Raw genomic sequence first — 24320 nt, forward strand, 5'->3', positions numbered from 1 at the left:
CGCCCTAGTGGTGGAAGGCGGTCGCGGCGCCCTTGTCGTGGGTGAACGGGCGCGGCTGGCTGCGCAGTTCGGGCAGCAGCCGCTTCAGGTCCTCGACGAGGAGGCCCGCGAGGTCGGCGGAGAAGCCGTTGCGGCAGACGATCCGCAGCACGGAGAGGTCCTCGCGGTGGGCGGGGAACGTGTAGGCGGGGACGAGCCAGCCGTGCTCCCTGAGCCGGCGGGAGACGTCGAAGACGTCGTAGGAGGTGACGTCGGGCGCGGTGGTGAAGGCGAAGACGGGCAGCTGGTCGCCGCGGGTCAGGAGACGGAAGTCGCCCATGGCCTCGATGCGTTCGGCGAGCCCCCGGGCGACGTCCCGGCTGGTCTGCTGGACGGCCCGGTATCCGTCCCGGCCCAGCCGGAGGAAGGTGTAGTACTGGGCGACGACCTGGGCGCCGGGGCGGGAGAAGTTGAGGGCGAAGGTCGGCATGTCGCCGCCGAGGTAGTTCACCCGGAAGACCAGCTCCTCGGGGAGCTCCTCGGCGCTGCGCCACAGCGCCCAGCCGACACCCGGGTAGACGAGCCCGTACTTGTGGCCGGAGGTGTTGATCGAGGAGACGCGGGGGAGGCGGAAGTCCCACACCAGGTCCTCGTCGAGGAAGGGCGCGACCATGGCGCCGGAGGCGCCGTCGACGTGGACCGGGATGTCGAGGCCGGTGCGGGCCTGGAGGTCGTCGAGGGCGGCGCAGATCTCGGCGACGGGCTCGTAGGAGCCGTCGAAGGTGGAGCCGAGGACGGCGACGACGCCGATGGTGTTCTCGTCGCACAGGGCGGCGGCGGAGGCGGCGTCGAGGTGGTAGCGGTCGCCCTCCATGGGGACGAGGCGGGGCTCGACCTCCCAGAAGGTGCAGAACTTCTCCCAGCAGACCTGCACGTTGACGCCCATCACGAGATTGGGGCGGGCGGTGGCCGGATAGCGGTCGGCGTTCTTCTTGGCCCAGCGGCGCTTGAGGGCCATGCCGGCGAGCATGCACGCCTCACTGGAGCCGGTGGTGGAGCAGCCGACGGCGGCGGCCGGGTCGGGGGCGTGCCAGAGGTCGGCGAGCATGGCGACGCAGCGGCGTTCGAGTTCGGCGGTGCGCGGGTACTCGTCCTTGTCGATCATGTTCTTGTCGCGGCACTCGGCCATGAGGACACCGGCCTGGGGCTCCATCCAGGTGGTGACGAAGGTGGCGAGGTTGAGCCGGGAGTTCCCGTCCAGCATCAGCTCGTCGTGGACCAGCTGGTAGGCGCTGGACGGCGGCAGCGGCCCGTCGGGCATCCGGTGGCGCGGCGGGGCCTGCGTCATCCCGCCGACGGGGTCGGCCTCGCCGTAGAAGGGGTTGAGGGCGAGCCGGCGGTAGGGCGCGGAGTCGGGGTCGTCGGTTCCCTTGTGGAGGGGGGCCATCGGGGGGCTCCTTCTGCGGCGGTCAGCGGAGGGCGTTGCCCTGGTGGTCGAGTTCGAGCTGCGGCCGGCCGGTGACGACCAGCCAGGCGGGGAGGGTCGCCAGGCAGAGCAGCGACAGCATGGCGGGGGAGGCGGCGATCACGGCGGCGATGAAGAGGCTCACCCAGCCCTGCCGGGTGGTCGCGAGGAGGACGCCGAGGACGGCGGAGGAGACGGCGACCGCCGGGTGGATCTCCGGGACGAGGGCCTGGGCGACGAGGCCGAGGGCGGCGCCGATGAAGACCGCCGGGAAGACCCGGCCGCCGCGGAAGCCGCAGGCGGCGGCGACCAGCAGGGCGGCGAGTTTGACGACGGCCAGCCGGGCCAGCTCGCCGGAGGAGTACACCCCGATGGAGGCGACGAGCTCCTTGGTCTCGTGGAGGCCCTTGAAGAGCGTCAGATGGCCGCCCAGGGCGCCCAGCAGGCCCAGGACCAGGCCGCCGGCGGGCAGCATCAGCAGGGGATGCCGCAGCCTGCCGAAGGCCCGGTGGAGGACGGGGAAGGCGTAGCAGCCGAGCAGGCCGAAGACGGCGCCGAGGGTGGCCACGACGAGCGCGGCGAGGAGGTCCTCCCAGCCGGGGTCGGTCAGCGGGGGGAGGCCCATGGCGAAGCTGGGGTCGGAGAGGAGCTGGGTGGTCGTCGCCCCGGCGCCGGCGGCGACCAGCGGCGCGAAGAGCCGGTCCCACAGGGAGCCCCTGCCGGGCTTCCCGGCGAGCGCCTCCGAGAGGACGAGGGCGGCGGCGACCGGGGTGCCGAAGAGGGCGCCGAAGGTGCCGGCGACGGCGAGGGAGACCCAGAAGGCGCCCGGCACGTTCGGCGCGGCCCGCAGGCCCAGCCAGGCGGCGAGCGCGATGGCGGCGGCGATCGTCGGCTGTTCGGGGCCGAGGCTGACGCCGCCCGCGAGGGCGAGGGTGCTGGCCAGCAGCAGACCCGGCACCACGCCGGGCGCCACCGGCGGCCCGCCGAGCCCCTCGGAGGCCGGGTCGGGCCCGGCGTGCCCGGGCACCTTCCACACGACCAGGCCGGCGGCGACACCGGTGGCGGTGAGCACCGCGATCATCCAGAGCGAGGAGTACGGGCCGATGTCCAGCGCGTCCGGCAGGGTCTCCCAGAGGACCGACTGGAGCTCCTCGGCGAGCTCGCTGATGCCGAGGAACAGCAGGGCCGACCCGACGCCCACCACGAGGGCGGGCAGGACCTGCGGCAGAAGAAGCCGTACCGGGGCTTCGGCGGGGGCGGTCGCGTCATGATCGGTGGACACCGACCCACCATAAGTGAGCAAATGCCGCATAACACCTCGAAAGACCGGGGCTCGCGGGCTTGCTCCTCACGCCGCGTCAGGACCGAGGCCGGCGCCGGCGCGCGGGCGCGACGACGGCCGCCGCTCACGGGCCGCGGCCGTCGTCCACGGCTCAGGCGCGTGGCGCGATCACCACGGCCGTCCCGTACGCGCAGACCTCGGTGCCGACATCGGCGGCCTCCGTCACGTCGAAGCGGAACATCAGGACGGCGTTCGCGCCGCGCGCCCTGGCCTGCTCCACCAGGCGTTCCATCGCCTGGTTCCGGGTCTCCACCAGGGTCTTGGTCAGCCCCTTCAGCTCACCGCCGATCATCGACTTCAGACCGGCGCCGATCTGGCTGCCCAGATGCCGCGAGCGGACCGTCAACCCGAAGACCTCGCCGATCACCTGGCGTACCTCGAAACCGGGGATGTCGTTCGTCGTCACGACCAGCACGTCCGGGTGCGGTCCCTGACCGCCTCCGTACTCTTCGATGCCCATCGGCACTCACCTCCTGATCACCCAGGGTCGGGGCGACCGGGCCGCTCCGCAATCCCGTGGCACCCGGGTGGAACCGGGGCACGCCCCGCCACGTTGATAGCTTGGGGCGCGCCGTGCGCATGTCCCCGTCCCGACATGCCCCCCACCACCCGCAGGAGCCCGGAACCGTGAACACGCTTGCCCTCGGACCGAGCTGGCTGGATCCGGACCACCTGATCCAGACCTTCGGCCTGATCGGTGTCCTGATCATCGTCTTCGCCGAGTCCGGCCTGCTCATCGGGTTCTTCCTGCCCGGCGACTCGCTGCTCTTCACGACGGGTCTCCTCGTCACCACCGGCAAGCTCGACGAGCCGCTGTGGATGGTCTGCACCCTGGTCGTCGCCGCGGCGATCATCGGCGACCAGGTGGGCTACCTGTTCGGCCGCAAGGTCGGCCCGGCGCTCTTCCGGCGCCCCGACTCCAAGCTGTTCAAGCAGGAGAACGTCGAGAAGGCCCACGAGTTCTTCGAGAAGCACGGCCCGAAGTCCCTCGTCCTGGCCCGCTTCGTGCCGATCATCCGCACGTTCACGCCGATCATCGCCGGCGTCAGCCGGATGAACTACCGCTCGTTCATCACCTTCAACATCATCGGCGGCGTGCTCTGGGGCGCCGGCGTGACCCTGCTCGGCGCCTCCCTCGGCAAGATCGACTTCGTGCACCGGCACATCGAGGCGATCCTCATCGGCATCGTCCTCCTCTCGGTCGTCCCGATCGTGATCGAGTACCTCAAGGCCCGCTCCCAGTCGAAGAAGGCCGCCGCCCAGGGCACGGCCCCCGCGGACCCGGCGGCTCCCGCCGACCCGGCGACCCCCGGAGACCAGGGCTTCCACGGCGCCCAGCCCGGTCACGGCCGGACCGCCTACGGCGAGCAGCCCGGCCAGGGCGGCTACGGCGACCAGGGCGGCCAGAACGGCCACGGCGGCCGGCCGGACCAGGGCGGCTACGGCCACCAGGACGGCTACGCGGGCCAGGGCGGCTACGCCGGTCACGGCAACCAGGGCGGTTACGGCGATCAGGGCGGATACGGCAACCAGGGCGGATACGGCGATCAGGCCGGGTACGGCGGCCAGGGCGGATACGCGGCCCAGGGCGGCTACGCCGGCCAGGGCGGGTACGGCAACCAGGGCGGGTACGGCAACCAGGCCGGTTACGGCGATCAGGGCGGCTACGCCGGTCAGGGCGGATACGCCGGTCAGGCCGGGTACGGCAACCAGGCCGGTTACGCCGGTCAGGCCGGTTACGCCGGTCAGGGCGGCTACAACGGTCAGGCCGGCTACGACTACGGCAACCAGCCCGGCTACGAGAATCAGCCCGGCCACGGCGGTCAGCCCGGCTACGACGCCCAGGGCGGCCACGGCGGCCACGGCGGCCAGAACCCGCCGCCGCACGGCGGGGACGGGCCGCACGGCCGGCGCTAGGCCGTCCCTTTCGGATCTCGCCGGGCCGCACGGAACACCGGCAGAAGCCCCGCCCCCGCCCTTCCGGCCGGGAGCGGGGCTTCTTCGTGAGGCCGGACGGCTCAGAACCCCCGGGTCCGCTTCGCCGCGCTGCGCGCGGCCGCGCCCGGAGCCCGCATGAAGAGGCGCGCCAGCTCGCCTCCCAGGTTCACCCCGATCGCGATCGCCAGGGCCAGCGCCGCCGCCTTCGCCAGCGACGTGAAGCCCTGGTCCAGGTTGTTCTGGGCGATCGCGAGTACGCCGAAGTACGTCGCCGAACCGGGCAGCAGCGGCCCGATCGCCGCCGTCACGTACGGCAGCGACGACGTGTGGTGGTAGCGGGCCATCAGCTGCCCGAAGAGACCCACCAGACCGGCCGCCACGGCCGTCGCCATCACCGCCGACCCCTGCGCGGTCACCGCGATCGACGCGTAGACCACCCAGGCCACGCCACCGTTGAGCGTCGCGAAGAGGACCGTCGCCCGCGACTGCTGCAACAGGATGGCGAAGGTCGCGCACAGCACCATCGACGACAGGATCTGCGTCACCGGCCGCTCGGCCGGGCTCAGCGCCCCCTCGGGATTGAGCTGGGCGTCGAACTGCACCGCCACGTACAGCACCGACAGCACGCCCACCACGATCGCCACGAAGAAGTAGGCGACCTCCAGCAACCGGGCCGAGGCCGTGATGTAGAAGCCCGTCAGACCGTCCTGTACCGCCGCCACGAGCGCCCGCCCCGGGATCAGCGCGAACAGGCCACCCGTGATCACCGCGGACGGCCGCAGATCCGCGTGGAGCATCGTCAGCAGCACCCCCATCGCGGCCGGCGGCATCGCCGCCACGAGAAACTGGTAGAACTCCGGCAGCCCGCGCCCCGCGCACAGCCACGCCAGCCGGTCGCCCAGCACCGCGCCCAGCGCCGCCACGAAGAAGACCCACGGCCCGCCGCCGAGCAGCGTCGACGCCGCGCCCGCGAGCACGCCCGCCGCCGCCGTCAGCACCCAGCCCGGGTACGGATGCCGGTTGCGCCGGATCTCCGCGAGCCGCCGGTACGCGTCCTCCGGCGACACCTCGTGCGCCGGCGCGTTGATGTCCGCGAGCAGCTGGTAGACGGCCGCCAGCCGGGTGTAGTCGGTGCCCCGGCGCCGTACCGTCCGGTTCGCCGTCACGGGATCGTCCACCAGCGACGGCTGGTACGTGATCGACAGCAGCGTGAACGTCACCGTCGGCTCGCACCGGTCCAGCCCGTACGACCGGCAGATCGCGAACATCGCCGCCTCGACGTCCTCGGCGCCCTCCCCGCCCGCGAGCAGCAGCTCGCCGATGCGGAGGGTCAGGTCGAGCACGCGCGGCACCGAAGGGCCCGACTCGTCCTTCGGCGCCCGCTCCGGCACCGGCCGGTCACCCACCGGAAGCCGCAGCATCGTCCGCATCCGGTCCTGCCACGGCGCGTTGTGCGGCAGCCGCGCCAGGGGGACCCCGTACGCCGGGGTGAAGGCCGGCGGCGAGTCCTTCGCCGAGTACGTCGACGGCGTGGCGAAGGCCGAGCCCTCCGGCTCCGGCGGCGGCTCGGGCGTGAGCCCCTCCGGCACCACGAAGGCCGATCCCTCCGGCTCGGCCGGCGGCGGCTCCGGCACCAGCCCCTCCGGCAGGGCGAACTCCGAGGTCGCCTCGTCCGACAGGGGCTTCCGGTCCTCCGGAGCCTCCTCGGGGCCCTCCGGCTCCGCCACCACTCGCTCTCCGCCTCACACCCAGGGAATCGTGGATTCCAGTATGAGTCTCCGACGCGTGTGCGAAAGGCGGATACGCAAAAGGCGGCACACCCCGAAGGGCGCACCGCCTCCCGCGCACACGGACGTCAGTGAGCGCCCTGCTCCTTGGCGCGCGCGATCGACTTCTCGATCTCGGCCTCGGCCTCGGCGCGGCCGACCCAGTCCGCACCCTCGACCGACTTGCCGGGCTCCAGGTCCTTGTAGACCTCGAAGAAGTGCTGGATCTCCAGGCGGTCGAACTCCGGCACGTGGTGGATGTCGCGCAGGTGCTCCATGCGCGGGTCCGTCGCCGGCACGCACAGCAGCTTGTCGTCGCCGCCGGCCTCGTCCGTCATGCGGAACATGCCGATGGCGCGGCACTTGATGAGGCAGCCCGGGAAGGTGGGCTCGTCGAGGATGACCAGCGCGTCCAGCGGGTCGCCGTCCTCGCCGAGGGTGTTCTCCACGTAGCCGTAGTCGGTCGGGTACGCCGTCGACGTGAAGAGGCGACGGTCCAGACGGATACGACCGGTCTCGTGGTCGACCTCGTACTTGTTCCGCGATCCCTTGGGGATCTCGATGAGAACGTCGAACTCCACGGGTGGCTCCTCCTGAATCAACACAAGTGAATGCTCGCGACGACGCGCGGTGATTAAGTGTCTCTCACGCAGGTACGTGATCGCGAAAGGGGCTGGTCAGCAATGCCGGAACCGAGGGTGTGGCAGCTCACGGCGGGCTCCGCCGTGCTCGGTCTGGCACTCGCCGCCGCGGCGGCGACCGCGGCCGGACCATGGGACGGAGGCCAGCGTACGGCCGAGCGGGCCCGCGCCGCCGCCCCCGCGACAGGTGGCGAGCGTCACCCCGCCCCGGCCGCCGCCCCCGCCGCCCCGCCCCGCGCCGAACCCGCCCCCGCGCCCAGCGCCCCCGGAGTCCTCACCGCCCTCGCGGCCCCCGCCCCCGGAACCCGCCCGGCCGACCTCGCCCGCACCCTCGTTCCCCTCCTGGCCGACCCGGGCCTCGGCACCTCGCGCACCGCCTCCGTCGTCGACACCGCCACCGGAGAGCAGCTGTACGGGGAAGGCGCCGGCACCCCGATGACCCCGGCCTCCACCGTCAAGATCGCCACCGCCGCCGCGGCCCTCTCCGCCCTCGGCCCCGACCACCGCATCGCCACCACGGTCACCGCCACCCCCGACGGCGGGACGGTCACCCTCACCGGAGGCGGCGACCCCACCCTCGACCCGGCCCGGCTGAAGACCCTCGCCGCCGACACCGCCCGCGCCCTCGCGAAGCGCGGCCGCGCCCCCGTACGCCTCGCCTACGACACCGGCCTCTACTCCGGCCCCGCCGTCCACCCCATCGGGCCCAACGAGAACCTCGCCCCCGTCACCGCCCTCATGACCCGCGGAGGACGCCTCGACGACAGCGCCTCCGGGCCCGCCCCCCGCTCCGGCGACCCCGCCCTCGACACCGCCACCGCCTTCGCCGGCCACCTCGCCGACGCCGGGGTGAAGGTCACCGGCGACCCCGCCCCCGGCCGCACCCCGAAGGGCACCCCCCTCGCCCGCACCCACTCCGCCCCCCTCACCGACCTCGTCGAGCGCACCCTCACCCACAGCGACAACGACCTCGCCGAGGCCCTCGCCCGGCAGACCGCCCTCGCCCACCGGCAGCCCGCCTCCTTCCGCGGCGCCGAGAAGGCCGTCCGCGACGAACTCGGCACGCTCGGCCTCCCCCTCGCCGGCGCCCGCTTCGCCGACGGCAGCGGCCTCGACCGCCGCGACCGCGTCTCCGCCGCCCTCCTCACCGGCCTCCTCGCCCGCGCCGCCGACCCCGCCCGCCCCGAACTCCGCCCCCTCCTCACCGGCCTCCCCGTCGGCGGCTTCACCGGCACCCTCGCCGGCCGCTACGGCCAGGCCCCCGCCGGCGCCGGACTCGTCCGCGCCAAGACCGGCACCCTCACCGGCGTCAACACCCTCGCCGGCACCGTCGTCACCACCGACGGCCGCCTCCTCGCCTTCGCCTTCCTCGCCGGCCGCACCCCCTCGCCGGACCTCGCCCAGCCCGCCCTCGACCGCCTCTCCGCGGCCCTCACCGGCCAGAAGTGATCGCTGCGCCACTTCCCGGAGAGGACCCGATCCGGCCCCGAACCCGTACCGTTGACGCATGACGAGCATCGGTGGTGCAGGCACGTCCGGAATGGTCGACTGGAACCTCGCGGTCGCGACCGCGACCCGGCTGGTCCGCCCCGGACCCGACGTCGGACGCGACGAGGCCCGCGCCGTCGTCGCCGAACTCCGCCGGCACGCCAAGGCCGCCGAGGAACACGTCCGCGCCTACACCCGGATGCTCCCCGAGGGCGCCGAGGCCCACGACACGCCCGTCCTCGTCGTCGACCGCACCGGCTGGATCAAGGCCAACGTCGCCGGCTTCCGCGAACTCCTCACCCCGCTCCTCGGCAAGATGCAGGAACGCCGCACCACCACCCCCGGCGGCACCGTCCTCGGCGCCGTCGGCGGCAAGGTCACCGGCGTCGAGCTCGGCATGCTGCTCTCCTTCCTGGCCTCCCGCATCCTCGGCCAGTACGAGACCTTCGCCCCCGTCACCCGCGACCTCCCCGGCGCCCCCGGAGGCGGCGGCAGGCTCCTCCTCGTCGCCCCCAACATCGTCCACGTCGAACGCGAACTGGCCGTCTCCCCCCACGACTTCCGGCTCTGGGTCTGCCTCCACGAGGAGACCCACCGCACCCAGTTCACCGCCGTCCCCTGGCTCCGCGACCACCTCCAGGGCGAGATCCAGTCATTCCTCGCCGCCACCGAGGTCGACCCCGGCACCTTCGTCGAACGCCTCCGCGAAGCCGCCCAGACCCTCGCCGGCGGCCGCCCCGAAGCCGAGGAGAGCGACCCCTCCCCGTCCCTCGTCGAACTCGTCCAGACCCCCGAACAGCGCGAGATCCTCGGCCGCCTCACCGCCGTCATGTCCCTCCTCGAAGGCCACGCCGACTACGTCATGGACGGCGTCGGCCCCCAGGTCGTCCCCTCGGTCGCCGAGATCCGCGAGAAGTTCCAGCAGCGCCGCGCCCGCGGCGCCTCCCGCCTCGACCTCGCCCTCCGCAAGCTCCTCGGCCTCGACGCCAAGCTCCGCCAGTACCGCGACGGCGAACGCTTCGTCCGCGCCGTCGTCGACCAGGTCGGCATGGACGGCTTCAACCGCGTCTGGACCTCCCCCAACACCCTCCCCACCAAGAGCGAGATCGCCGCCCCCGCCGACTGGATCGCCCGCGTGCACCGCAAGGCCGACTCCTGAGGAAGGGTGAACCGTACGGCAGACCCCTGGGGCGGAAGCGCCGGACGACACGACGACACCGGCGAACACCCCACCAATCACCCATCCGAGGGACCCTGGGCGTGGGGTGAGGCGTGCAATGCTCGGGTAAGGGCCACGTTTCTGTCACCATCGACGCACTCTGAGTGACCGAACACCCCATTCCGACCGTTAAGACTCCGACCGAGGCACCCCACCCCATTCACGAAGGGCACCGAACCATGGGTCCCCATCCTGCGGTCGCGGCGATACGCCTGGCGGTCCGCCGCGTACTCCACGACGTCCTCACCGAGCACCCCACCGACCCCGCCGCACCCCGCGACACGCACCCCCTCGTGCTCGTCGCCTGCTCCGGCGGAGCCGACTCCATGGCGCTCGCCTCCGCACTCGCCTTCGAGGCGCGCAAACTCCCCGTCCGCGCCGGAGGCATCACCGTCGACCACGGCCTCCAGGACGGCTCCACCGGCCGCGCCGACGAGGTCGCCGGGCGTATGACCGCCCTCGGCCTCGGCCCCGTCGAAGCCGTCTCCGTCACCGTCGGACGCGAAGGAGGACCCGAAGCCGCCGCCCGCGACGCCCGCTACGCGGCCCTCGACGCCGCCGCCGAGCGCCACGGCGCCACCACGATCCTCCTCGGCCACACCCGCGACGACCAGGCCGAGACCGTCCTCCTCGGCCTCGCCCGCGGCTCCGGGATCCGCTCCCTCTCCGGCATGGCCGCCGTCTCCGGCGCCCGCGGGCGCTACCGCCGCCCCTTCCTCCAGCTCGACCGCCAGACCGTCCGCAAGGCGTGCATCGCCCAGGAACTGGCCGTCTGGGACGACCCGCACAACAGCGACCCCGCCTACACCCGCTCGCGCCTGCGCCACGAAGGACTCCCGGCCCTGGAGAAGGCCCTCGGCAAGGGCGTCGTCGAAGCCCTCGCCCGAACGGCCCAGCTCTCCCGCGACGACGCCGACGCCCTCGACACCTGGGCCGCCGACGCCGAGACCTCCGTACGCGACGAGGCCGGCGCCCTCGAATGCGCCAAGCTCCACGGACTGCCCCCCGCCGTACGCCGCCGCGTCCTGCGCCGCGCCGTGATCGCCGAGGGCGCCCCCGCCGGCTCCCTCTTCGCCCGGCACATCGAAGAACTCGACCGGCTCATCACCGGCTGGCGCGGCCAGGGCGCCATCAACCTGCCCGGCCGCGTCGAAGCCCGCCGCCAGGGTGGCAGACTGGTCATCCGGCAAGGCTGACGCACGCTGCAACGAAAGTGACCCGGGTGAACGAGAAGGACATGGGCACCGACCTCCAGTCGGTGCTCATCACCAAGGAAGAGATCGACGCCAAGCTGGCCGAGCTGGCCGCGAAGATCGACGCGGAATACGCGGGCAAGGACCTGCTCATCGTCGGAGTCCTCAAGGGCGCCGTGATGGTGATGGCGGACCTGGCACGCGCCCTGTCCACCCCCGTCACCATGGACTGGATGGCCGTCTCCTCCTACGGCGCCGGCACCCAGTCCTCGGGCGTCGTCCGCATCCTCAAGGACCTCGACACCGACATCAAGGGCAAGCACGTCCTGATCGTCGAGGACATCATCGACTCCGGCCTGACGCTGTCCTGGCTCCTGTCGAACCTCGGCTCGCGCGAGCCGGCCTCCCTGGAGGTCTGCACCCTGCTGCGCAAGCCGGACGCCGCCAAGGTCGCCATCGACGTCAAGTGGATCGGCTTCGACATCCCCAACGAGTTCGTCGTCGGCTACGGCCTCGACTACGCCGAGAAGTACCGGAACCTTCCGTTCGTCGGCACGCTCGCCCCGCACGTCTACGGCGGCTGAGCAGGCACCCCGGACACGGGGAACCCGCACCGCCTTCCCCCCGTTGAACCACGGGAAGGCGGTCGCGGGCGACGATGCTGAGGTACCGTCCGAAGAACAGCTTTTCTCACACCGCGTTTCTCGCACAGCTTTTCTCACAACAGAGGCATTTACCTACGGGCAGGAGGGACGGGGCGTTCTCGCTCCGTATGGATGGACGTGAAGCGATACTTCCGTGGGCCGGTCATGTGGATCGTGCTGGCCGTCCTCGCCGTGGTCGTGCTGATGCAGGTCGTCGGCTCGTCCGAGGGCTACAAGACGGTGGACACCGGCCAGGTCGTCCAGGCGATCGACAAGAACCAGGTCAAGCAGGTCAAGCTCACCACCGGTGACGAACAGATCATCAAGGCCGAGCTCGTCGACGGCCAGAAGATCGACAACAGCAGCAAGATCCAGGCCAGCTACATCGGCACCCAGGGCGCCGACCTGGCCGACAAGCTCCAGGAGAAGTTCGAGGCCGGGCAGATCGAGAAGGGCTACACCGTCTCCCCGACGAAGCAGTCGCCCTTCGTCTCGATCCTGCTCTCGCTCCTCCCCTTCGTCCTCATCGTTGTCGTCTTCCTGTTCCTGATGAACCAGATGCAGGGCGGCGGCTCCCGCGTCATGCAGTTCGGCAAGTCCAAGGCGAAGCTCATCACCAAGGACACCCCGAAGACGACCTTCGCCGACGTCGCCGGCTCCGACGAGGCCGTCGAGGAACTCCACGAGATCAAGGAATTCCTCCAGGAGCCCGCGAAGTTCCAGGCCGTCGGCGCCAAGATCCCCAAGGGCGTCCTGCTCTACGGCCCGCCCGGAACCGGCAAGACGCTCCTCGCGCGCGCCGTCGCCGGCGAGGCCGGGGTGCCCTTCTACTCGATCTCCGGCTCCGACTTCGTCGAGATGTTCGTCGGTGTCGGCGCCAGCCGGGTCCGCGACCTCTTCGAGCAGGCCAAGGCGAACGCCCCGGCCATCGTCTTCGTCGACGAGATCGACGCGGTCGGCCGCCACCGCGGCGCCGGCCTCGGCGGCGGCCACGACGAGCGCGAGCAGACCCTCAACCAGCTGCTCGTCGAGATGGACGGCTTCGACGTGAAGGGCGGCGTCATCCTGATCGCCGCCACCAACCGCCCCGACATCCTCGACCCCGCCCTCCTGCGCCCGGGCCGCTTCGACCGGCAGATCGCCGTCGACCGCCCCGACATGCAGGGCCGTCTGGAGATCCTCAAGGTCCACCAGAAGGGCAAGCCGGTCGCGCCCGACGTCGACCTCGCCGCCGTCGCCCGCCGCACCCCCGGCTTCACCGGTGCCGATCTCTCCAACGTCCTCAACGAGGCGGCGCTCCTGACCGCCCGCTCGGACAAGAAGCTGATCGACAACCACATGCTGGACGAGGCGATCGACCGCGTGGTCGCGGGCCCGCAGAAGCGGACCCGGATCATGTCGGACAAGGAGAAGAAGATCACCGCGTACCACGAGGGCGGCCACGCCCTCGTCGCGGCGGCCTCCCCGAACGCCGACCCCGTCCACAAGATCACCATCCTGTCCCGCGGCCGCGCCCTGGGCTACACGATGGTCCTCCCGGACGAGGACAAGTACTCCACCACCCGCAACGAGATGCTCGACCAGCTCGCGTACATGCTGGGCGGCCGTGCGGCGGAGGAGCTCGTCTTCCACGACCCGACCACGGGTGCCGCGAACGACATCGAGAAGGCCACGGCCACCGCCCGCGCGATGGTCACCCAGTACGGCATGACCGAGCGGCTCGGCGCCATCAAGTTCGGCGGCGACAACACCGAGCCCTTCCTCGGCCGAGAGATGTCGCACCAGCGCGACTACTCGGAAGAGGTCGCCGCGCTCGTCGACGAAGAGGTCAAGAAGCTCATCGAGACCGCGCACAACGAGGCGTGGGAGATCCTGGTCGAGAACCGCGACGTCCTCGACAACCTGGTCCTGGCCCTCCTGGAGAAGGAGACCCTGGGCAAGGAGGAGATCGCCGAGATCTTCGCGCCGATCGTCAAGCGCCCGGCCCGTCCGGCCTGGACCGGCTCGTCCCGCCGCACCCCGTCCACGCGTCCGCCGGTCCTCTCCCCCAAGGAGCTGGCCCTGACGAACAGCGCGAACGGCACGTCGGCGAACGGCACGGCCCCGGTGGACACCACCAAGGGCATCGACATCGCCCCCGAGGACACCCCGGAGCCCTGAGCCCCGGCCCCCCGGAATGGAAGCCGCGCCCCCACAGGTTCTAGCCTGTGGGGGCGCGGCCTTTTTCGCGCCATGTCAGACCAGACGGAACGAGGCACAGATGACCGACCCGGTGACGCTGGACGGCGAGGGCACGATCGGCGAGTTCGACGAGAAGCGCGCCGAGAACGCCGTACGAGAGCTCCTCATCGCGGTCGGCGAGGACCCGGACCGCGAGGGCCTCAGGGAGACGCCCGCGCGCGTGGCGAGGGCGTACAAGGAGATCTTCGCCGGACTGTGGCAGCGGCCCGAGGACGTGCTGACGACCACGTTCGACCTGGGCCACGACGAGATGGTGCTGGTCAAGGACATCGAGGTGTACTCGACCTGTGAGCACCATCTCGTCCCGTTCCGCGGGGTGGCCCACGTGGGGTACATCCCGTCCACCACGGGCAAGATCACGGGCCTGTCGAAGCTCGCCCGGCTGGTCGACGTCTACGCCCGCCGCCCCCAGGTGCAGGAACGTCTCACCACGCAGGTGGCGGACTCGCTCATGGAGATCCTGGAGCCGCGCGGCGTCATCGTGGTCTTCGAGTGCGAGCACATGTGCATGTCGATGCGCGGCATCCGCAAGCCGGGCGCGAAGACCATCACCTCGGCGGTCCGGGGCCAGCTGCGCGACCCCGCGACCCGCGCCGAGGCGATGAGCCTCATCATGGCGCGCTGACGCGCTCCGGCGGTGATGTCAGGCCCGGGCGCCGCCCGGGCCTTCGTCGTCCTCGGGGAGCTTGCAGACGCGCTCCAGGAAGAGGGCGGCGGCGATGACGGCGAAGCCGGCGACGACGGAGGCGGCGGCGTAGAGGGCCTGGTCGCGGCGGGCGGGGACGTCGAGGGAGCCGAGGAGGAAGACGCCCACGCCGCCGTAGAGACCGGCGACGAGGGCGGCGACCAGGGCGCTGGCCTGGCCGAAGACGACCGCGCGGGCCGCCATCAGGGGTTCGACGCCCTTGGCTCCGGGGCGGCGCTCCCGCTGGGCCTTGAGACGGGCCCGGATCGAGAGGGCGGTGGCGGTGAGGACCACCGCGATCACGGCGAGGACGATGGGCGCGGCGAGCGGCACGCTGGGGAGCGTGCCGACGGAGTCCCAGAGGCGGGCGCCGCCCCAGGAGAGGATGCCCGCGACCAGGAAGAGTCCGGCGAGCACCTTGAGCCGCAGTTGTTTCACCGGGTGTCCTTCACGTGGTCGCGGGTGGTCTGCCACGTAGCGTAACGACTACTCGGGGAGACGGAGTTCCAGGTCGGTCCGGGGCGTCACGCCGGTGCGGTCGGCAGCGGCCAGGAGGGCGGCCACCGGGCCGTGGCCGGGGAGCTGGGCGTCGGGGTCCACGTCGTGCCAGGGGGCGAGCACGAAGGCGCGCTGGTGGGCACGGGGGTGGGGGAGGGTGAGGACGGGGTCGTCGGAGACCGTGTCCGCGTAGCTGATGATGTCGACGTCCAGCGTGCGGGCGCCCCAGCGCTCGTCCCGGACGCGGAGGAACGCCTCCTCGACGGCCTGGGCGCGCTCCAGGAGGGAGGAGGGCGGGAGGGTCGTCTTCACGAGGGCGACGGCGTTGAGGTACGAGGGCTGGCTGCCGGGTTCGACGCCCCAGGGCTCGGTCTCGTACACGGGGGAGACGGCCTTCACGCGGAGGCCGGGGGTGTCTCCGAGGGCGTCGACGGCTCCCTGGAGGTTCTCCAGGCGGTTGCCGAGGTTGGCGCCGAGCGCGACGACGGCCCAGTGCGGGTTGGAGAGCGTGCTGTCCGCGGCGTCGACGGCGGCGACGACCGAGGCCGGTACGGGCTGGACGGTGGGGTCGCTCTGGTTCGGTTTCATCGACGGCTCCGGGTGATCGTGACGGTGACGTCGTCGAAGGGGACGGTGATGGGGGCGTCCGGCTTGTGGACGACCACCTCCACCTCCTGGACGCCGGCGTGGCTGAGGCACTGTTGGGCGATGCGCTCGGCGAGGGTCTCGATCAGATCGACGGGCTCGCCCTGGACGACGTCGACGACCTCCTCGGCGACGATGCCGTAGTGGACGGTCTTGGTGAGGTCGTCGTCGGCGGCCGCCGGGCGGGTGTCGAGGCCGAGGACCAGGTCCACGATGAAGGTCTGCCCCTCCTCGCGCTCCTTGGGGAAGACGCCGTGGTGACCTCGGGCCTTGAGGCCGCGCAGCGCGACACGATCCACGCGAATCACTCCTGCTGTCGTAGTTGCGGGGGCACGCAGCCGGGTGCGGACGGCCGGGTGTCCTCCATCGAATCTACCTGCGGGCACCGACAGCGCTTGCTGTCGGGGCCGTCAGGCGGAGGGTCCGGCGGTGTCGTCGGGGGCCGCGGGGGGTGTGTCGTCGTCGGGTCCGGCGAGGACGGGGGAGGCGTGGTGGGACCAGATCCGCCAGCCCTCGGGGGTCCGGCGGAAGGCGTTGGTGGCGACGACGAGCTGTCCCACGAGGGGGCCGAGCTCGGCGCCGTCCTCGGCGGGGCCGCCGCTGAGGATGTTCTCGGTGCAGGTGACGAGGGCGGTGTCGCCGGCGAGGGCGGTCCGGACGTCGGTGAGGAAGAACTGGATGTAGTCGGTGTGCGCCATGATCAGCGCGTACGAGCGGAGCACCTCGCCGCGGCCGGTGAGGACGGGCCAGCCGGGGTGGACGCAGGAGATCTCGGTGGCGCCGTCGTCGAGCCAGAGGTCTTCGAGCCGGTCGAAGTCGCCTTCCTCCATCGCCTCGTAGAAGGCGGTGTTGGCGGCTTCCACGGCGGTCCGGTCGGCGGTCCGGTCGGCCTCGCCCCCGCCGGTCACCGGGCTCCTTCGACGGCGCGGGCGACGCGGACGGCGTCGGCGCTGGCCCGGACCTCGTGGACCCGGACGGCCCAGGCGCCCTCGTGGGCGGCGAGGGCGGTGACGGCGGCGGTGGCGGCGTCGCGTTCGCGGGCGGGCGGCGGGGTGGCGCCGGGTTCGCGGGTGAGGACGTGGCCGAGGAAGCGCTTGCGGGAGGCGGCCACCAGGAGGGGGCGGCCCAGGGCGCGCAGGGCGGGGAGGTGGGCGACGAGGGCGAGGTCGTGCGGGGCGAGCTTGGCGAAGCCGAGGCCCGGGTCGATGACGATGCGCTCGGGGGCGATGCCGCCGTCGACGACGGCCTCCATCCGGGTGCGGAGTTCGGTGACGACCTCGGTGACGACGTCGTCGTAGACGGCGAGGCTGTTCATGGCCTGGCTGAATCCGCGCCAGTGCATGACGACGAAGGGGACCTCGGCGGCGGCGACGGCGGGGACCATGCCGGGGTCGGCGAGGCCGCCGCTGACGTCGTTGACGAGGGTGGCGCCGGCCGTGACGGCGGCGGCGGCGACGGAGGCCCGCATGGTGTCGACGGAGACGGTGACGCCTTCGGCGGCGAGGCCGCGGACGACGGGGACGACGCGGCGGAGCTCCTCGTCCTCGTCGACGCGGGTGGCGCCGGGGCGGGTGGACTCGCCGCCGACGTCGACGAGGTCGGCGCCCTGGGCGACGAGGTCGAGGCCGTGCTTGACGGCGGCCGTGGTGTCGAACCAGCGGCCGCCGTCGGAGAAGGAGTCCGGGGTCACGTTGACCACGCCCATGACCGCGCAGCGGTCCCACTCGGGGAGGCCGAGGGGAGCGCCCCGGTCGATCGTCGTACTCATACGACCAGCGTAGGGCCCGCCGGGGCCGGGGGCGGTTTCAGGCCGTGCTGACCTCGTGGTCGCGGCTGCCGCGCGGGGGGACGACGTGGGCGCAGGGGCGGGGGGCGCGGGTGGGGCGGCGGCGGGCGAAGGGGCGGGGCAGCGCGAGGGTGAGGAAGCCTTCGGCCTGCATGGCGGCGAGGCCGATGCGGGGCAGGTCGCGGCCGGCGCGGTAGACGACGAAGCGGGGTTCCCAGCGGGGCTGGAACTTGGCGTTGAACTTGTAGAGCGACTCGATCTGGAACCAGCGGGAGAGGAAGAGGAGCAGGCCGCGCCAGAGGCGGAGGACGGGGCCGGCGCCGATGCGTTCGCCGCGGGCGAGGGTGGAGCGGAACATGGCGAAGTTGAGGGAGACGCGCCGGATGCCGAGGGCGGGGGCGGCCTGGAGGGCGGCGACGATGAGGAGCTCGTTCATGCCGGGGTCGGCGGAGCGGTCGCGGCGCATGAGTTCCAGGGACATGCCGTCGGGGCCCCAGGGCACGAAGTGGATCATGGCTTTGAGGTCGCCGTAGGGGCCGTCCGCGCCGGGGTCGTCCGGGTCGGTGAGGTGGGCGGTCGCTATGACGGCGTCGCCGTCGCCGGGGGCGCCGATCCGGCCGAGGGCCATGGAGAAGCCGCGTTCGGTGTCGGTGCCGCGCCAGTCGGCGGCGGCGCGGCGGACGAGTGCGAGTTCGGTGTCGTCGAGGTCGCGGACCCGGCGCACGCGGGTGGTGTAGCCGTTGCGTTCGATCCGCTTGACCATCTGGCGGACGTTGCGCATGGCGCGGCCGGAGAGGGAGAAGGCGTCGACGTCGATGACGGCCTCGTCGCCGAGTTCGAGGGCGTCGAGGCCGGTCTCGCGGGTCCAGACCTGGCCGCCGGTCTCGGAGCAGCCCATGACGGCGGGGGTCCAGGAGTGGGCGCGGGCCTCGTCCATGAAGCGTTCGATGGCGCCGGGCCAGGCTTCGACGTCGCCGATGGGGTCGCCGCTGGCGAGCATGACGCCGGAGACGACGCGGTAGCAGACGGCGGCCTTGCCGCTGGGGGAGAAGACGACGCCCTTGTCGTGGCGGAGGGCGAAGTGGCCGAGGGAGTCGCGGTCGCCGTGGCGTTCGAGGAGGGCGCGGAGCCGGGTCTCGTCGTCGGTGGTGAGCCGGGCGGCGGGGTGCTCGGGGCGGAGCGCGAGGTAGAGCGTGGTGAGGGCGGTGAGCATGCCGAGGGCGCCGAGGGAGTAGCCGACGGTCCAGTCGACGCCGTGGGTGTAGGCGACGGGGCCTTCGACGCCGAAGAGTCCGAGGAGGACGTGTTCGAGGCGGTCGGTGAGGCTGGGGTCGCCGACGACGCGGCGGGGGTGGGCGCTGACGACGACGAGGCCGAGGGCGAGGGAGCCGGCGCCCATGACGACGAAGTTGGCGAGGGCCCGCCAGCGGCTGCGGGGGTCGGGGAGGGCGGCGAACTGGTCGCGGTGGCGCAGCAGCAGGGCGAGCAGGCCGAGCGAGAGCAGTGAGCCGAGGATCGAGTGGCGCCAGACGAACTGGGCGGCGGCGCCGAGGGGGAGGAGCAGGACGACGGCGCGCCAGGCGCGGCGCTTGTGGCGCTTGAGGCCGTGGGCGAGGAGGAGCAGGAGGACGCCGGCGCTCAGGGAGACGGCGGCGGAGAGGGGGCCGAGGGTGCCGGGGAGGACCTCGGCGAGGGCGTGGACCCGGCTGGCGCGGAAGCGGGGGAAGACCCCGGCCGCGATGTCGACGAGTCCGATGAGCGTGCAGGCCGTACCGACGAGGGAGGGGACCTTCTCGGGGGCCGGGCCGCTGAGAATTCGGCGGACCCGAACCGGAACCGATGATGTTTTGTCCCCATCTACCGTGACAGACATCGCTTCCCGCGCTTCCCGTGCTTCCGTGGTCTTTTTCCGGCCCCGTTCGGGGCTCCCCTTAGGACGTGGCTGCGCGGGGGCGGGTTCATTCGGACACAGGAAATTCTCAGGAAGTCGTCGGGACGTCCGGGAAGTCGTATTCAGGAAGGTTCGGACGTCTCATGGGTCTCACCAGCGGCGCAGCCCTCGTCACGGCGGTGGCGGTGGCCCTCGTGCTGTTCTCGGTCACGGTGGTGCTGTGGCCCCGGCTGGCCCGGCGGGGGTGGCGGCCGGTGGCCGGCAGGGTCGGGCTGCTGTTCGCGACGCAGCTGGCGCTGTTCGCGGCGGTGGGGCTGGCGGCGAACCGTTCCTTCCTCTTCTACGGCTCGTGGGCGGACCTGTTCGGCCAGGAGCAGGAGATGGGGGTGGTCGTCGACCACGGGGCCGCCTCGAAGGACGTGCGGGTGGTGGGGACGCGCGCGCTGGACGTGCCGGGCGGCGCGCGCCCTTCGGTGGGCGGGCAGATCCAGCAGGTGGTGGTGCGGGGCGACCGGTCGGGGATCACCTCGCCGGCCTTCGTCTACCTGCCGCCGGAGTACTTCCAGGAGCGGTACGCGAAGCGGTCGTTCCCGGCGGCGGTGGTGCTGACGGGGTATCCGGGGACCGCGGAGAACCTGATCAAGGGGCTGAAGTACCCGCGGACGGCGTACCTCCAGGCCAAGGAGGGCCGGATGCAGCCGATGATCCTGGTGATGCTGCGGCCGACGGTGGCGCCGCCGCGGGACACCGAGTGCGTGGACGTGCCGGGCGGGCCGAGGACGGAGACCTTCTTCGCCGAGGACCTGCCGAGGGCGGTGTCGGAGACGTACCGGGTGGGGACGAAGCCGCGGAACTGGGGGTTCATGGGGAACTCGACGGGCGGTTACTGCGCGCTGAAGATCGCGCTGAACCACCCGGACCGGTTCGTGGCGGGGGCGGGCTTCTCCGCGTACTACAAGGCGGCGGAGGACGTGACGACGGGCGACCTCTTCCACGGCGACCAGGGGCTGCGGCAGCGGGCCGACCTGCTGTGGAGCCTGGACCACCGGCCGCAGCCGGAGTCGTCGTTCCTGGTGACGACGTCGAAGTCCGGCGAGGGGAACCGGAAGGGGACCGAGGAGTTCATCCGGAAGGTGAAGAGCCCGGCCCGGGTCTCCTCGATCACGCTGGAGAGCGGCGGCCACAACTTCACCACCTGGAACCGGGAGATCCCGCCGGGCCTGGTGTGGATGAGCGGGAAGCTCCGGGCGGACTAGGCGGTCTCCTCCGGATCAGGCCGGAGGGTTCGCTCCGGCGGGTCGGCCCGCGCGGCGCAGGGCCCGGTGCACTCCGGCGGGGGTGAGGGTGCCGAGCGGCCGTCCGTCGGCGCCGGTGACGGTGAGGTGTCCGGAGTCGTCCTGGAGGAGCAGCGCGAGCGCGTCCTTGAGGGTCCCCCCGAGGGGTACGGAGCGGGGTACGGGGCCGGCTTCGGCACGCGCGCGCGTGGCGGGGGTCCTGTCGGCGGTGCCGGGCAGCGGGTCCAGGTCCTCCGCGGTGACGGGGGTGACCGCCAGCCGCTTGAGGGCGCGGTCGCCGCCGACGAAGTCGGCCACGTACGGGGTGGAGGGGGAGGCGAGCACGGTGGCCGGGGTGTCGAACTGCTCGATGCGGCCCTGTCCGTAGACGGCCATGCGGTCGCCCATCCGGACGGCCTCCTCGATGTCGTGGGTGACGAGGAGGACGGTCTTGCGGACGGTGGCCTGGAGGGCGAGGAACTCGTTCTGGAGCCGTTCGCGGACGACCGGGTCGACGGCGCCGAAGGGTTCGTCCATGAGGAGGACGGGCGGGTCGGCGGCGAGCGCGCGGGCCACGCCGACGCGCTGGCGCTGGCCGCCGGAGAGCTGTGCGGGGTAGCGGGGGCCGTGGACGGCGGGGTCGAGGCCGACGAGTTCGAGGAGTTCGGCGGCACGCGCGCGTGCGGCGGACTTCTTCCAGCCGAGGAGGGCGGGGACGGTCGCGGTGTTGTCGAGGACCGTGCGGTGGGGGAAGAGGCCGACCTGCTGGATGACGTAGCCGATCTTGCGGCGCAGGGCGACGGGGTCCACTCCGGCGATGTCCCGGCCGTCGACGAGGACGCGGCCCGCGGTCGGCTCGACCAGCCGGTTCACCATCATCATCGTGGTGGTCTTGCCGCAGCCCGAAGGGCCCACGAGCGTGACGAGCTCGCCCTCGGCGACCTCGAAGGAGAGGTCGTCGACCGCGGTGGTGCCGTCCGGATAGCGCTTGGTCACCTGTTCGAACCGGATCATGGGCCCATTCTGTCCTGTCGTCATCCGGCATGTGTGAAGGCGGTGTTGCGGCGAGGTGGCGGATCGGCGGCGCGGGCTCCGGATCGGCCCGATCGTCGGTGGCGGCGGCTAGGGTCGCCATACACACGTTCTAACGACGGCGGCCTGGGGGGAGGTCCGGATGAGCTCGGCGAACTGCCTGGTCGCCAACGACTGGATCTGCGGGGAGTATCTGCGCACCCGCCGCGAGGAGCTGACCGACGCCCTGGTCCAGCACATCGGCATCACCGCCGCCTCGGTCGTGGTCGCGCTGCTCGTCGCCGTGCCGCTGGCCCTTCTCGTCCGGGCTCGGCCGCGTCTGGCCGCCCCGGTCCTCGGGCTGACCACGCTGCTCTACACGGTGCCGTCGCTCGCCATGTTCTCGCTGCTGCTGCCCGTCTTCGGGCTCTCCTCGGCGCTCGTCGTCACCGGCCTGGTGCTGTACGCGCTGACGATCCTGGTGCGCAACACGCTGGCCGGTCTCGAAGCCGTCCCGGCGGAGACCCGGGAGGCGGCCCGGGGCCTCGGCTTCGGCCCCTGGCGGCTGCTCTGGCAGGTCGAACTGCCCCTCGCGCTGCCCGTCCTGATGGCCGGCGTCCGGATGGCCACCGTCTCCACGATCGCGCTCACCACCGTCGGCTCGGTCGTCGGCCGCGGCGGCCTCGGCAATCTCATCGAGGACGCCCTGCCCACCTTCTTCAAGGCCCAGGTGCTCGCCGCCTCCGTGCTGTGCGTGCTGCTGGCCGTCACCGCCGACCTGCTGCTCCTGGGCGTCCAGCGGCTGCTCACGCCCTGGTCCCGGGCCCAGGGCGCGCCGGGGGGCGGGTGAGATGGGCGTGATGACGGACGCGTGGACCTGGCTCACCACCGGTGCGCACTGGAGCGGCGAGGAGGGCATCGGCGCGCGCCTCGCCGAGCACGCGTACGTGAGCGTGCTGGCGCTGCTGATCGCCGGCGCGGTCGCGCTGCCGCTCGGGCTGTGGCTCGGCCACGTCGGGCGCGGCGGCGCGCTGGCGGTCAACGTGTCGAACGTGGGGCGGGCGGTCCCGGTCTTCGCCGTCCTGGCCCTCTTCATGGTCTCCCCGCTGCGGAACGCGGGCTATGTGCCCACCGTCTCCGCCCTGGTCCTCTTCGCGATCCCGCCGCTGCTGACCAACGCGTACGTGGGCGTGCGCGAGGTGGACCGGGCGGCGGTCCGCGCGGCCCGGGGCATGGGCATGACGGGCGGCCAGGTCTTCCGCAGGGTCGAACTTCCCCTGGCCGCGCCGGTGGTGATGACCGGGATCCGCTCCGCGGCCGTGCAGGTGGTCGCCACCGCGACCATCGCCGCCATGGTCGGCCAGGGCGGTCTCGGCCGGATCATCACGGCCGGCTTCGCGCTCTACGACACCGCCCAGGTGGTCGCGGGCGCCGTCCTGGTGGCGCTGCTGGCGCTCGTGGTGGAGGGGGTGCTGGTCGCCGTGGACCGGCTCCTCGTGCCCCGGCCGCCCCGGACTTGACGTACTCAGGACACCGAGAGCGAAGGACTGAATCCGTGAACAGGATCTCGCGCGCCGCCGGCGCGCTGCTGGGCGCCGCCGCGCTGGCCGTCTCGCTCGCCGCGTGCGGCGGGGACAGCCTGGAGCAGGGCAAGGAGAAGACGTCCGGGGGCTCCGGCGGCGACAAGGGCTCGCTGGTCGTGGGCGCGGCCGCCTTCACCGAGTCGAAGGTGCTCGCCGAGCTGTACGCGCAGCTGCTGCGCGACGAGGGCTACGCGGTCTCGGTCACCACGGTGAAGAACCGGGAGCTGTACGAGCCCGCCCTGGAGAAGGGCGAGATCGACGTCGTACCGGAATACGCGGCGACGCTCGCGGAATTCCTCAACGCCAAGGCGAACGGCCCGAAGGCGCCCGAGGAGAAGCCGGTCGCCTCCGGTGACGTGAAGGCGACCGTGGACGCGCTGCGGAAGCTCGCGGAACCGCGCGGACTGAAGGTCCTGGAAGCCGGGGAGGCGGTCGACCAGAACGCCTTCGCGGTGTCGAAGGAATTCGCGGAGAAGAACAAGCTGAAGACCCTTTCCGATCTCGGCGCGGCGAAGCTGGAGGTGAAGATCGCGGCGGGTGACGAATGCGCGGTCCGCCCCTTCTGCGCCCCCGGTCTGAAGAAGACCTACGGCATCGACGTGGCGGGTATCGACCCGAAGGGCGTCGGCACCCCGCAGGCCAAGCAGGCCGTCAAGGACGGCGTGGACCAGCTGGTCCTGACGACCACGACGGACGCCACGGTGGACAGCTTCGGCCTGGTCTTCCTGGAGGACGACAAGCAGCTGCAGAACGCGGACAACGTGCTGCCGGTGGTGAACGCGAAGGAGGCCGGGACGCCCGAGGTCACCGCCGCCCTCGACAAGATCACCAAGGTGCTGACCACAGCGGATCTCGCCGAACTCAACCGCAAGGTCGACGCCGAGCGGGCGAAGCCCGAGGACGTGGCGGCCGCCTATCTGAAGGAGAAGGGGCTGGTCGGCAAGTAGTCGCCGGAGAGGGGAAGTCGGCCCGAAGCGGAAGCGGAACGCGGTCTCTCCGATTCCGGTGTCGAGAAGTGGCCAAGAGATTAC

At 72.3% G+C, this 24320-nt stretch carries 23 protein-coding genes; 11 read left to right on the plus strand and 12 right to left on the minus strand.

Features of this window, described 5'->3' with window-relative positions; genetic code table 11:
* Window positions 1-4: 4 nt before the first annotated feature.
* The 3 genes from ACFVU3_RS10285 to ACFVU3_RS10295 form a co-directional block, all read right to left on the minus strand.
* On the minus strand, window positions 5-1426 hold the full coding sequence (locus tag ACFVU3_RS10285) for a glutamate decarboxylase (RefSeq protein ID WP_390065347.1): 1422 nt from the start codon (window positions 1424-1426) through the stop codon (window positions 5-7).
* 22 nt (window positions 1427-1448) lie between these two features.
* The gene (locus tag ACFVU3_RS10290; RefSeq protein WP_390065348.1) at window positions 1449-2726 is read right to left on the minus strand and encodes an ion channel protein; all 1278 of its coding nucleotides are present in this window, start codon (window positions 2724-2726) and stop codon (window positions 1449-1451) included.
* 151 nt (window positions 2727-2877) lie between these two features.
* Window positions 2878-3246, minus strand: a complete 369-nt coding sequence (locus ACFVU3_RS10295) for a YbjQ family protein (RefSeq protein WP_390065350.1) — start codon at window positions 3244-3246, stop codon at window positions 2878-2880.
* A gap of 167 nt (window positions 3247-3413) precedes the next feature.
* Here ACFVU3_RS10295 and ACFVU3_RS10300 point away from each other — a divergent pair, with 167 nt between their 5' ends.
* Entirely contained in the window at window positions 3414-4703 is a 1290-nt protein-coding gene (locus ACFVU3_RS10300) for a DedA family protein (protein ID WP_390065352.1), read from the plus strand.
* Window positions 4704-4804: 101 nt separating this feature from the next.
* Here the strand turns inward: ACFVU3_RS10300 and ACFVU3_RS10305 are convergent, their stop codons facing one another.
* Complete coding sequence (locus tag ACFVU3_RS10305; protein ID WP_390065354.1) at window positions 4805-6454, minus strand: threonine/serine exporter ThrE family protein; 1650 nt, start codon at window positions 6452-6454, stop codon at window positions 4805-4807.
* A gap of 125 nt (window positions 6455-6579) precedes the next feature.
* A complete protein-coding gene (locus ACFVU3_RS10310; protein ID WP_030495855.1) occupies window positions 6580-7071 on the minus strand; it encodes an inorganic diphosphatase in 492 nt (163 codons plus the stop codon).
* A gap of 102 nt (window positions 7072-7173) precedes the next feature.
* On the opposite strand from ACFVU3_RS10310, the gene dacB reads away from it, so the two are divergent.
* The 6 genes from dacB (at window position 7174) to folE (ending at window position 14541) form a co-directional block, all read left to right on the plus strand.
* A complete protein-coding gene (dacB, locus tag ACFVU3_RS10315) occupies window positions 7174-8580 on the plus strand; it encodes a D-alanyl-D-alanine carboxypeptidase/D-alanyl-D-alanine-endopeptidase (protein WP_390065356.1) in 1407 nt (468 codons plus the stop codon).
* 58 nt (window positions 8581-8638) lie between these two features.
* Complete coding sequence (locus ACFVU3_RS10320; protein WP_390065357.1) at window positions 8639-9778, plus strand: zinc-dependent metalloprotease; 1140 nt, start codon at window positions 8639-8641, stop codon at window positions 9776-9778.
* A 239-nt stretch (window positions 9779-10017) separates the two neighbouring features.
* A complete protein-coding gene (gene tilS, locus ACFVU3_RS10325) occupies window positions 10018-11034 on the plus strand; it encodes a tRNA lysidine(34) synthetase TilS (protein WP_390065358.1) in 1017 nt (338 codons plus the stop codon).
* A gap of 41 nt (window positions 11035-11075) precedes the next feature.
* A complete protein-coding gene (hpt, locus tag ACFVU3_RS10330; RefSeq protein WP_067161225.1) occupies window positions 11076-11615 on the plus strand; it encodes a hypoxanthine phosphoribosyltransferase in 540 nt (179 codons plus the stop codon).
* Window positions 11616-11807: 192 nt separating this feature from the next.
* Window positions 11808-13835 (plus strand): ATP-dependent zinc metalloprotease FtsH, encoded by a 2028-nt coding sequence (ftsH, locus tag ACFVU3_RS10335; RefSeq protein ID WP_390065359.1) that lies wholly within the window; start codon window positions 11808-11810, stop codon window positions 13833-13835.
* A 100-nt stretch (window positions 13836-13935) separates the two neighbouring features.
* A complete protein-coding gene (gene folE, locus ACFVU3_RS10340; protein ID WP_319009021.1) occupies window positions 13936-14541 on the plus strand; it encodes a GTP cyclohydrolase I FolE in 606 nt (201 codons plus the stop codon).
* An 18-nt stretch (window positions 14542-14559) separates the two neighbouring features.
* Here folE and ACFVU3_RS10345 read toward each other — a convergent pair whose 3' ends face one another.
* The 6 genes from ACFVU3_RS10345 to ACFVU3_RS10370 form a co-directional block, all read right to left on the minus strand.
* Window positions 14560-15039 carry a DUF3180 domain-containing protein gene (locus ACFVU3_RS10345; RefSeq protein WP_390065361.1) on the minus strand — a complete coding sequence of 160 codons (480 nt, stop codon included), beginning with the start codon at window positions 15037-15039 and terminating at the stop codon, window positions 14560-14562.
* A 48-nt stretch (window positions 15040-15087) separates the two neighbouring features.
* Window positions 15088-15687, minus strand: coding sequence for a 2-amino-4-hydroxy-6-hydroxymethyldihydropteridine diphosphokinase (gene folK, locus ACFVU3_RS10350; protein ID WP_390065363.1), 600 nt, complete (start codon window positions 15685-15687; stop codon window positions 15088-15090).
* Window positions 15684-16043, minus strand: a complete 360-nt coding sequence (gene folB / locus ACFVU3_RS10355) for a dihydroneopterin aldolase (RefSeq protein ID WP_352058171.1) — start codon at window positions 16041-16043, stop codon at window positions 15684-15686. Before folB ends, folK begins: the two co-directional genes overlap by 4 nt.
* A gap of 111 nt (window positions 16044-16154) precedes the next feature.
* Window positions 16155-16574, minus strand: coding sequence for a nuclear transport factor 2 family protein (locus ACFVU3_RS10360; RefSeq protein ID WP_390065471.1), 420 nt, complete (start codon window positions 16572-16574; stop codon window positions 16155-16157).
* A 74-nt stretch (window positions 16575-16648) separates the two neighbouring features.
* The gene (gene folP / locus ACFVU3_RS10365) at window positions 16649-17512 is read right to left on the minus strand and encodes a dihydropteroate synthase (protein ID WP_390065365.1); all 864 of its coding nucleotides are present in this window, start codon (window positions 17510-17512) and stop codon (window positions 16649-16651) included.
* Between the two features lie 37 nt (window positions 17513-17549).
* The gene (locus ACFVU3_RS10370) at window positions 17550-19403 is read right to left on the minus strand and encodes a phosphatidylglycerol lysyltransferase domain-containing protein (protein WP_390065366.1); all 1854 of its coding nucleotides are present in this window, start codon (window positions 19401-19403) and stop codon (window positions 17550-17552) included.
* Window positions 19404-19564: 161 nt separating this feature from the next.
* Here ACFVU3_RS10370 and ACFVU3_RS10375 point away from each other — a divergent pair, with 161 nt between their 5' ends.
* Complete coding sequence (locus ACFVU3_RS10375) at window positions 19565-20677, plus strand: alpha/beta hydrolase (RefSeq protein WP_390065368.1); 1113 nt, start codon at window positions 19565-19567, stop codon at window positions 20675-20677.
* A 15-nt stretch (window positions 20678-20692) separates the two neighbouring features.
* On the opposite strand, the gene ACFVU3_RS10380 is transcribed toward ACFVU3_RS10375, so the two are convergent.
* Window positions 20693-21709 (minus strand): ABC transporter ATP-binding protein, encoded by a 1017-nt coding sequence (locus tag ACFVU3_RS10380; protein ID WP_390065370.1) that lies wholly within the window; start codon window positions 21707-21709, stop codon window positions 20693-20695.
* A 160-nt stretch (window positions 21710-21869) separates the two neighbouring features.
* Between ACFVU3_RS10380 and ACFVU3_RS10385 the strand changes: the two genes are divergently transcribed.
* The 3 genes from ACFVU3_RS10385 to ACFVU3_RS10395 are packed head-to-tail and all read left to right on the plus strand — an operon-like array spanning window position 21870 to window position 24236.
* Window positions 21870-22556, plus strand: coding sequence for an ABC transporter permease (locus ACFVU3_RS10385; protein WP_390065372.1), 687 nt, complete (start codon window positions 21870-21872; stop codon window positions 22554-22556).
* Window position 22557: 1 nt separating this feature from the next.
* Window positions 22558-23226 carry an ABC transporter permease gene (locus tag ACFVU3_RS10390; protein WP_390065374.1) on the plus strand — a complete coding sequence of 223 codons (669 nt, stop codon included), beginning with the start codon at window positions 22558-22560 and terminating at the stop codon, window positions 23224-23226.
* A gap of 35 nt (window positions 23227-23261) precedes the next feature.
* A complete protein-coding gene (locus tag ACFVU3_RS10395; RefSeq protein ID WP_390065375.1) occupies window positions 23262-24236 on the plus strand; it encodes an ABC transporter substrate-binding protein in 975 nt (324 codons plus the stop codon).
* The last annotated feature ends 84 nt before the right edge of the window (window positions 24237-24320 follow it).

Source organism: Streptomyces sp. NPDC058052, assembly GCF_042885515.1.
GTDB lineage: Bacteria > Actinomycetota > Actinomycetes > Streptomycetales > Streptomycetaceae > Streptomyces.

What these genes read in the sequence shown, in the direction of transcription:
- ACFVU3_RS10285 (WP_390065347.1), bottom strand. Translation starts at nt 1,426, where the DNA reads ATGGCCCCCCTCCACAAGGGAACCGACGACCCCGACTCCGCGCCCTAC.
- ACFVU3_RS10295 (WP_390065350.1), bottom strand. Translation starts at nt 3,246, where the DNA reads ATGGGCATCGAAGAGTACGGAGGCGGTCAGGGACCGCACCCGGACGTG.
- dacB (WP_390065356.1), top strand. Translation starts at nt 7,174, where the DNA reads ATGCCGGAACCGAGGGTGTGGCAGCTCACGGCGGGCTCCGCCGTGCTC.
- ACFVU3_RS10320 (WP_390065357.1), top strand. Translation starts at nt 8,639, where the DNA reads ATGACGAGCATCGGTGGTGCAGGCACGTCCGGAATGGTCGACTGGAAC.
- tilS (WP_390065358.1), top strand. Translation starts at nt 10,018, where the DNA reads ATGGGTCCCCATCCTGCGGTCGCGGCGATACGCCTGGCGGTCCGCCGC.
- hpt (WP_067161225.1), top strand. Translation starts at nt 11,076, where the DNA reads ATGGGCACCGACCTCCAGTCGGTGCTCATCACCAAGGAAGAGATCGAC.
- ftsH (WP_390065359.1), top strand. Translation starts at nt 11,808, where the DNA reads ATGGACGTGAAGCGATACTTCCGTGGGCCGGTCATGTGGATCGTGCTG.
- folE (WP_319009021.1), top strand. Translation starts at nt 13,936, where the DNA reads ATGACCGACCCGGTGACGCTGGACGGCGAGGGCACGATCGGCGAGTTC.
- folK (WP_390065363.1), bottom strand. Translation starts at nt 15,687, where the DNA reads ATGAAACCGAACCAGAGCGACCCCACCGTCCAGCCCGTACCGGCCTCG.
- ACFVU3_RS10360 (WP_390065471.1), bottom strand. Translation starts at nt 16,574, where the DNA reads ATGGAGGAAGGCGACTTCGACCGGCTCGAAGACCTCTGGCTCGACGAC.
- folP (WP_390065365.1), bottom strand. Translation starts at nt 17,512, where the DNA reads ATGAGTACGACGATCGACCGGGGCGCTCCCCTCGGCCTCCCCGAGTGG.
- ACFVU3_RS10370 (WP_390065366.1), bottom strand. Translation starts at nt 19,403, where the DNA reads ATGTCTGTCACGGTAGATGGGGACAAAACATCATCGGTTCCGGTTCGG.
- ACFVU3_RS10375 (WP_390065368.1), top strand. Translation starts at nt 19,565, where the DNA reads ATGGGTCTCACCAGCGGCGCAGCCCTCGTCACGGCGGTGGCGGTGGCC.
- ACFVU3_RS10380 (WP_390065370.1), bottom strand. Translation starts at nt 21,709, where the DNA reads ATGATCCGGTTCGAACAGGTGACCAAGCGCTATCCGGACGGCACCACC.
- ACFVU3_RS10385 (WP_390065372.1), top strand. Translation starts at nt 21,870, where the DNA reads ATGAGCTCGGCGAACTGCCTGGTCGCCAACGACTGGATCTGCGGGGAG.
- ACFVU3_RS10390 (WP_390065374.1), top strand. Translation starts at nt 22,558, where the DNA reads ATGGGCGTGATGACGGACGCGTGGACCTGGCTCACCACCGGTGCGCAC.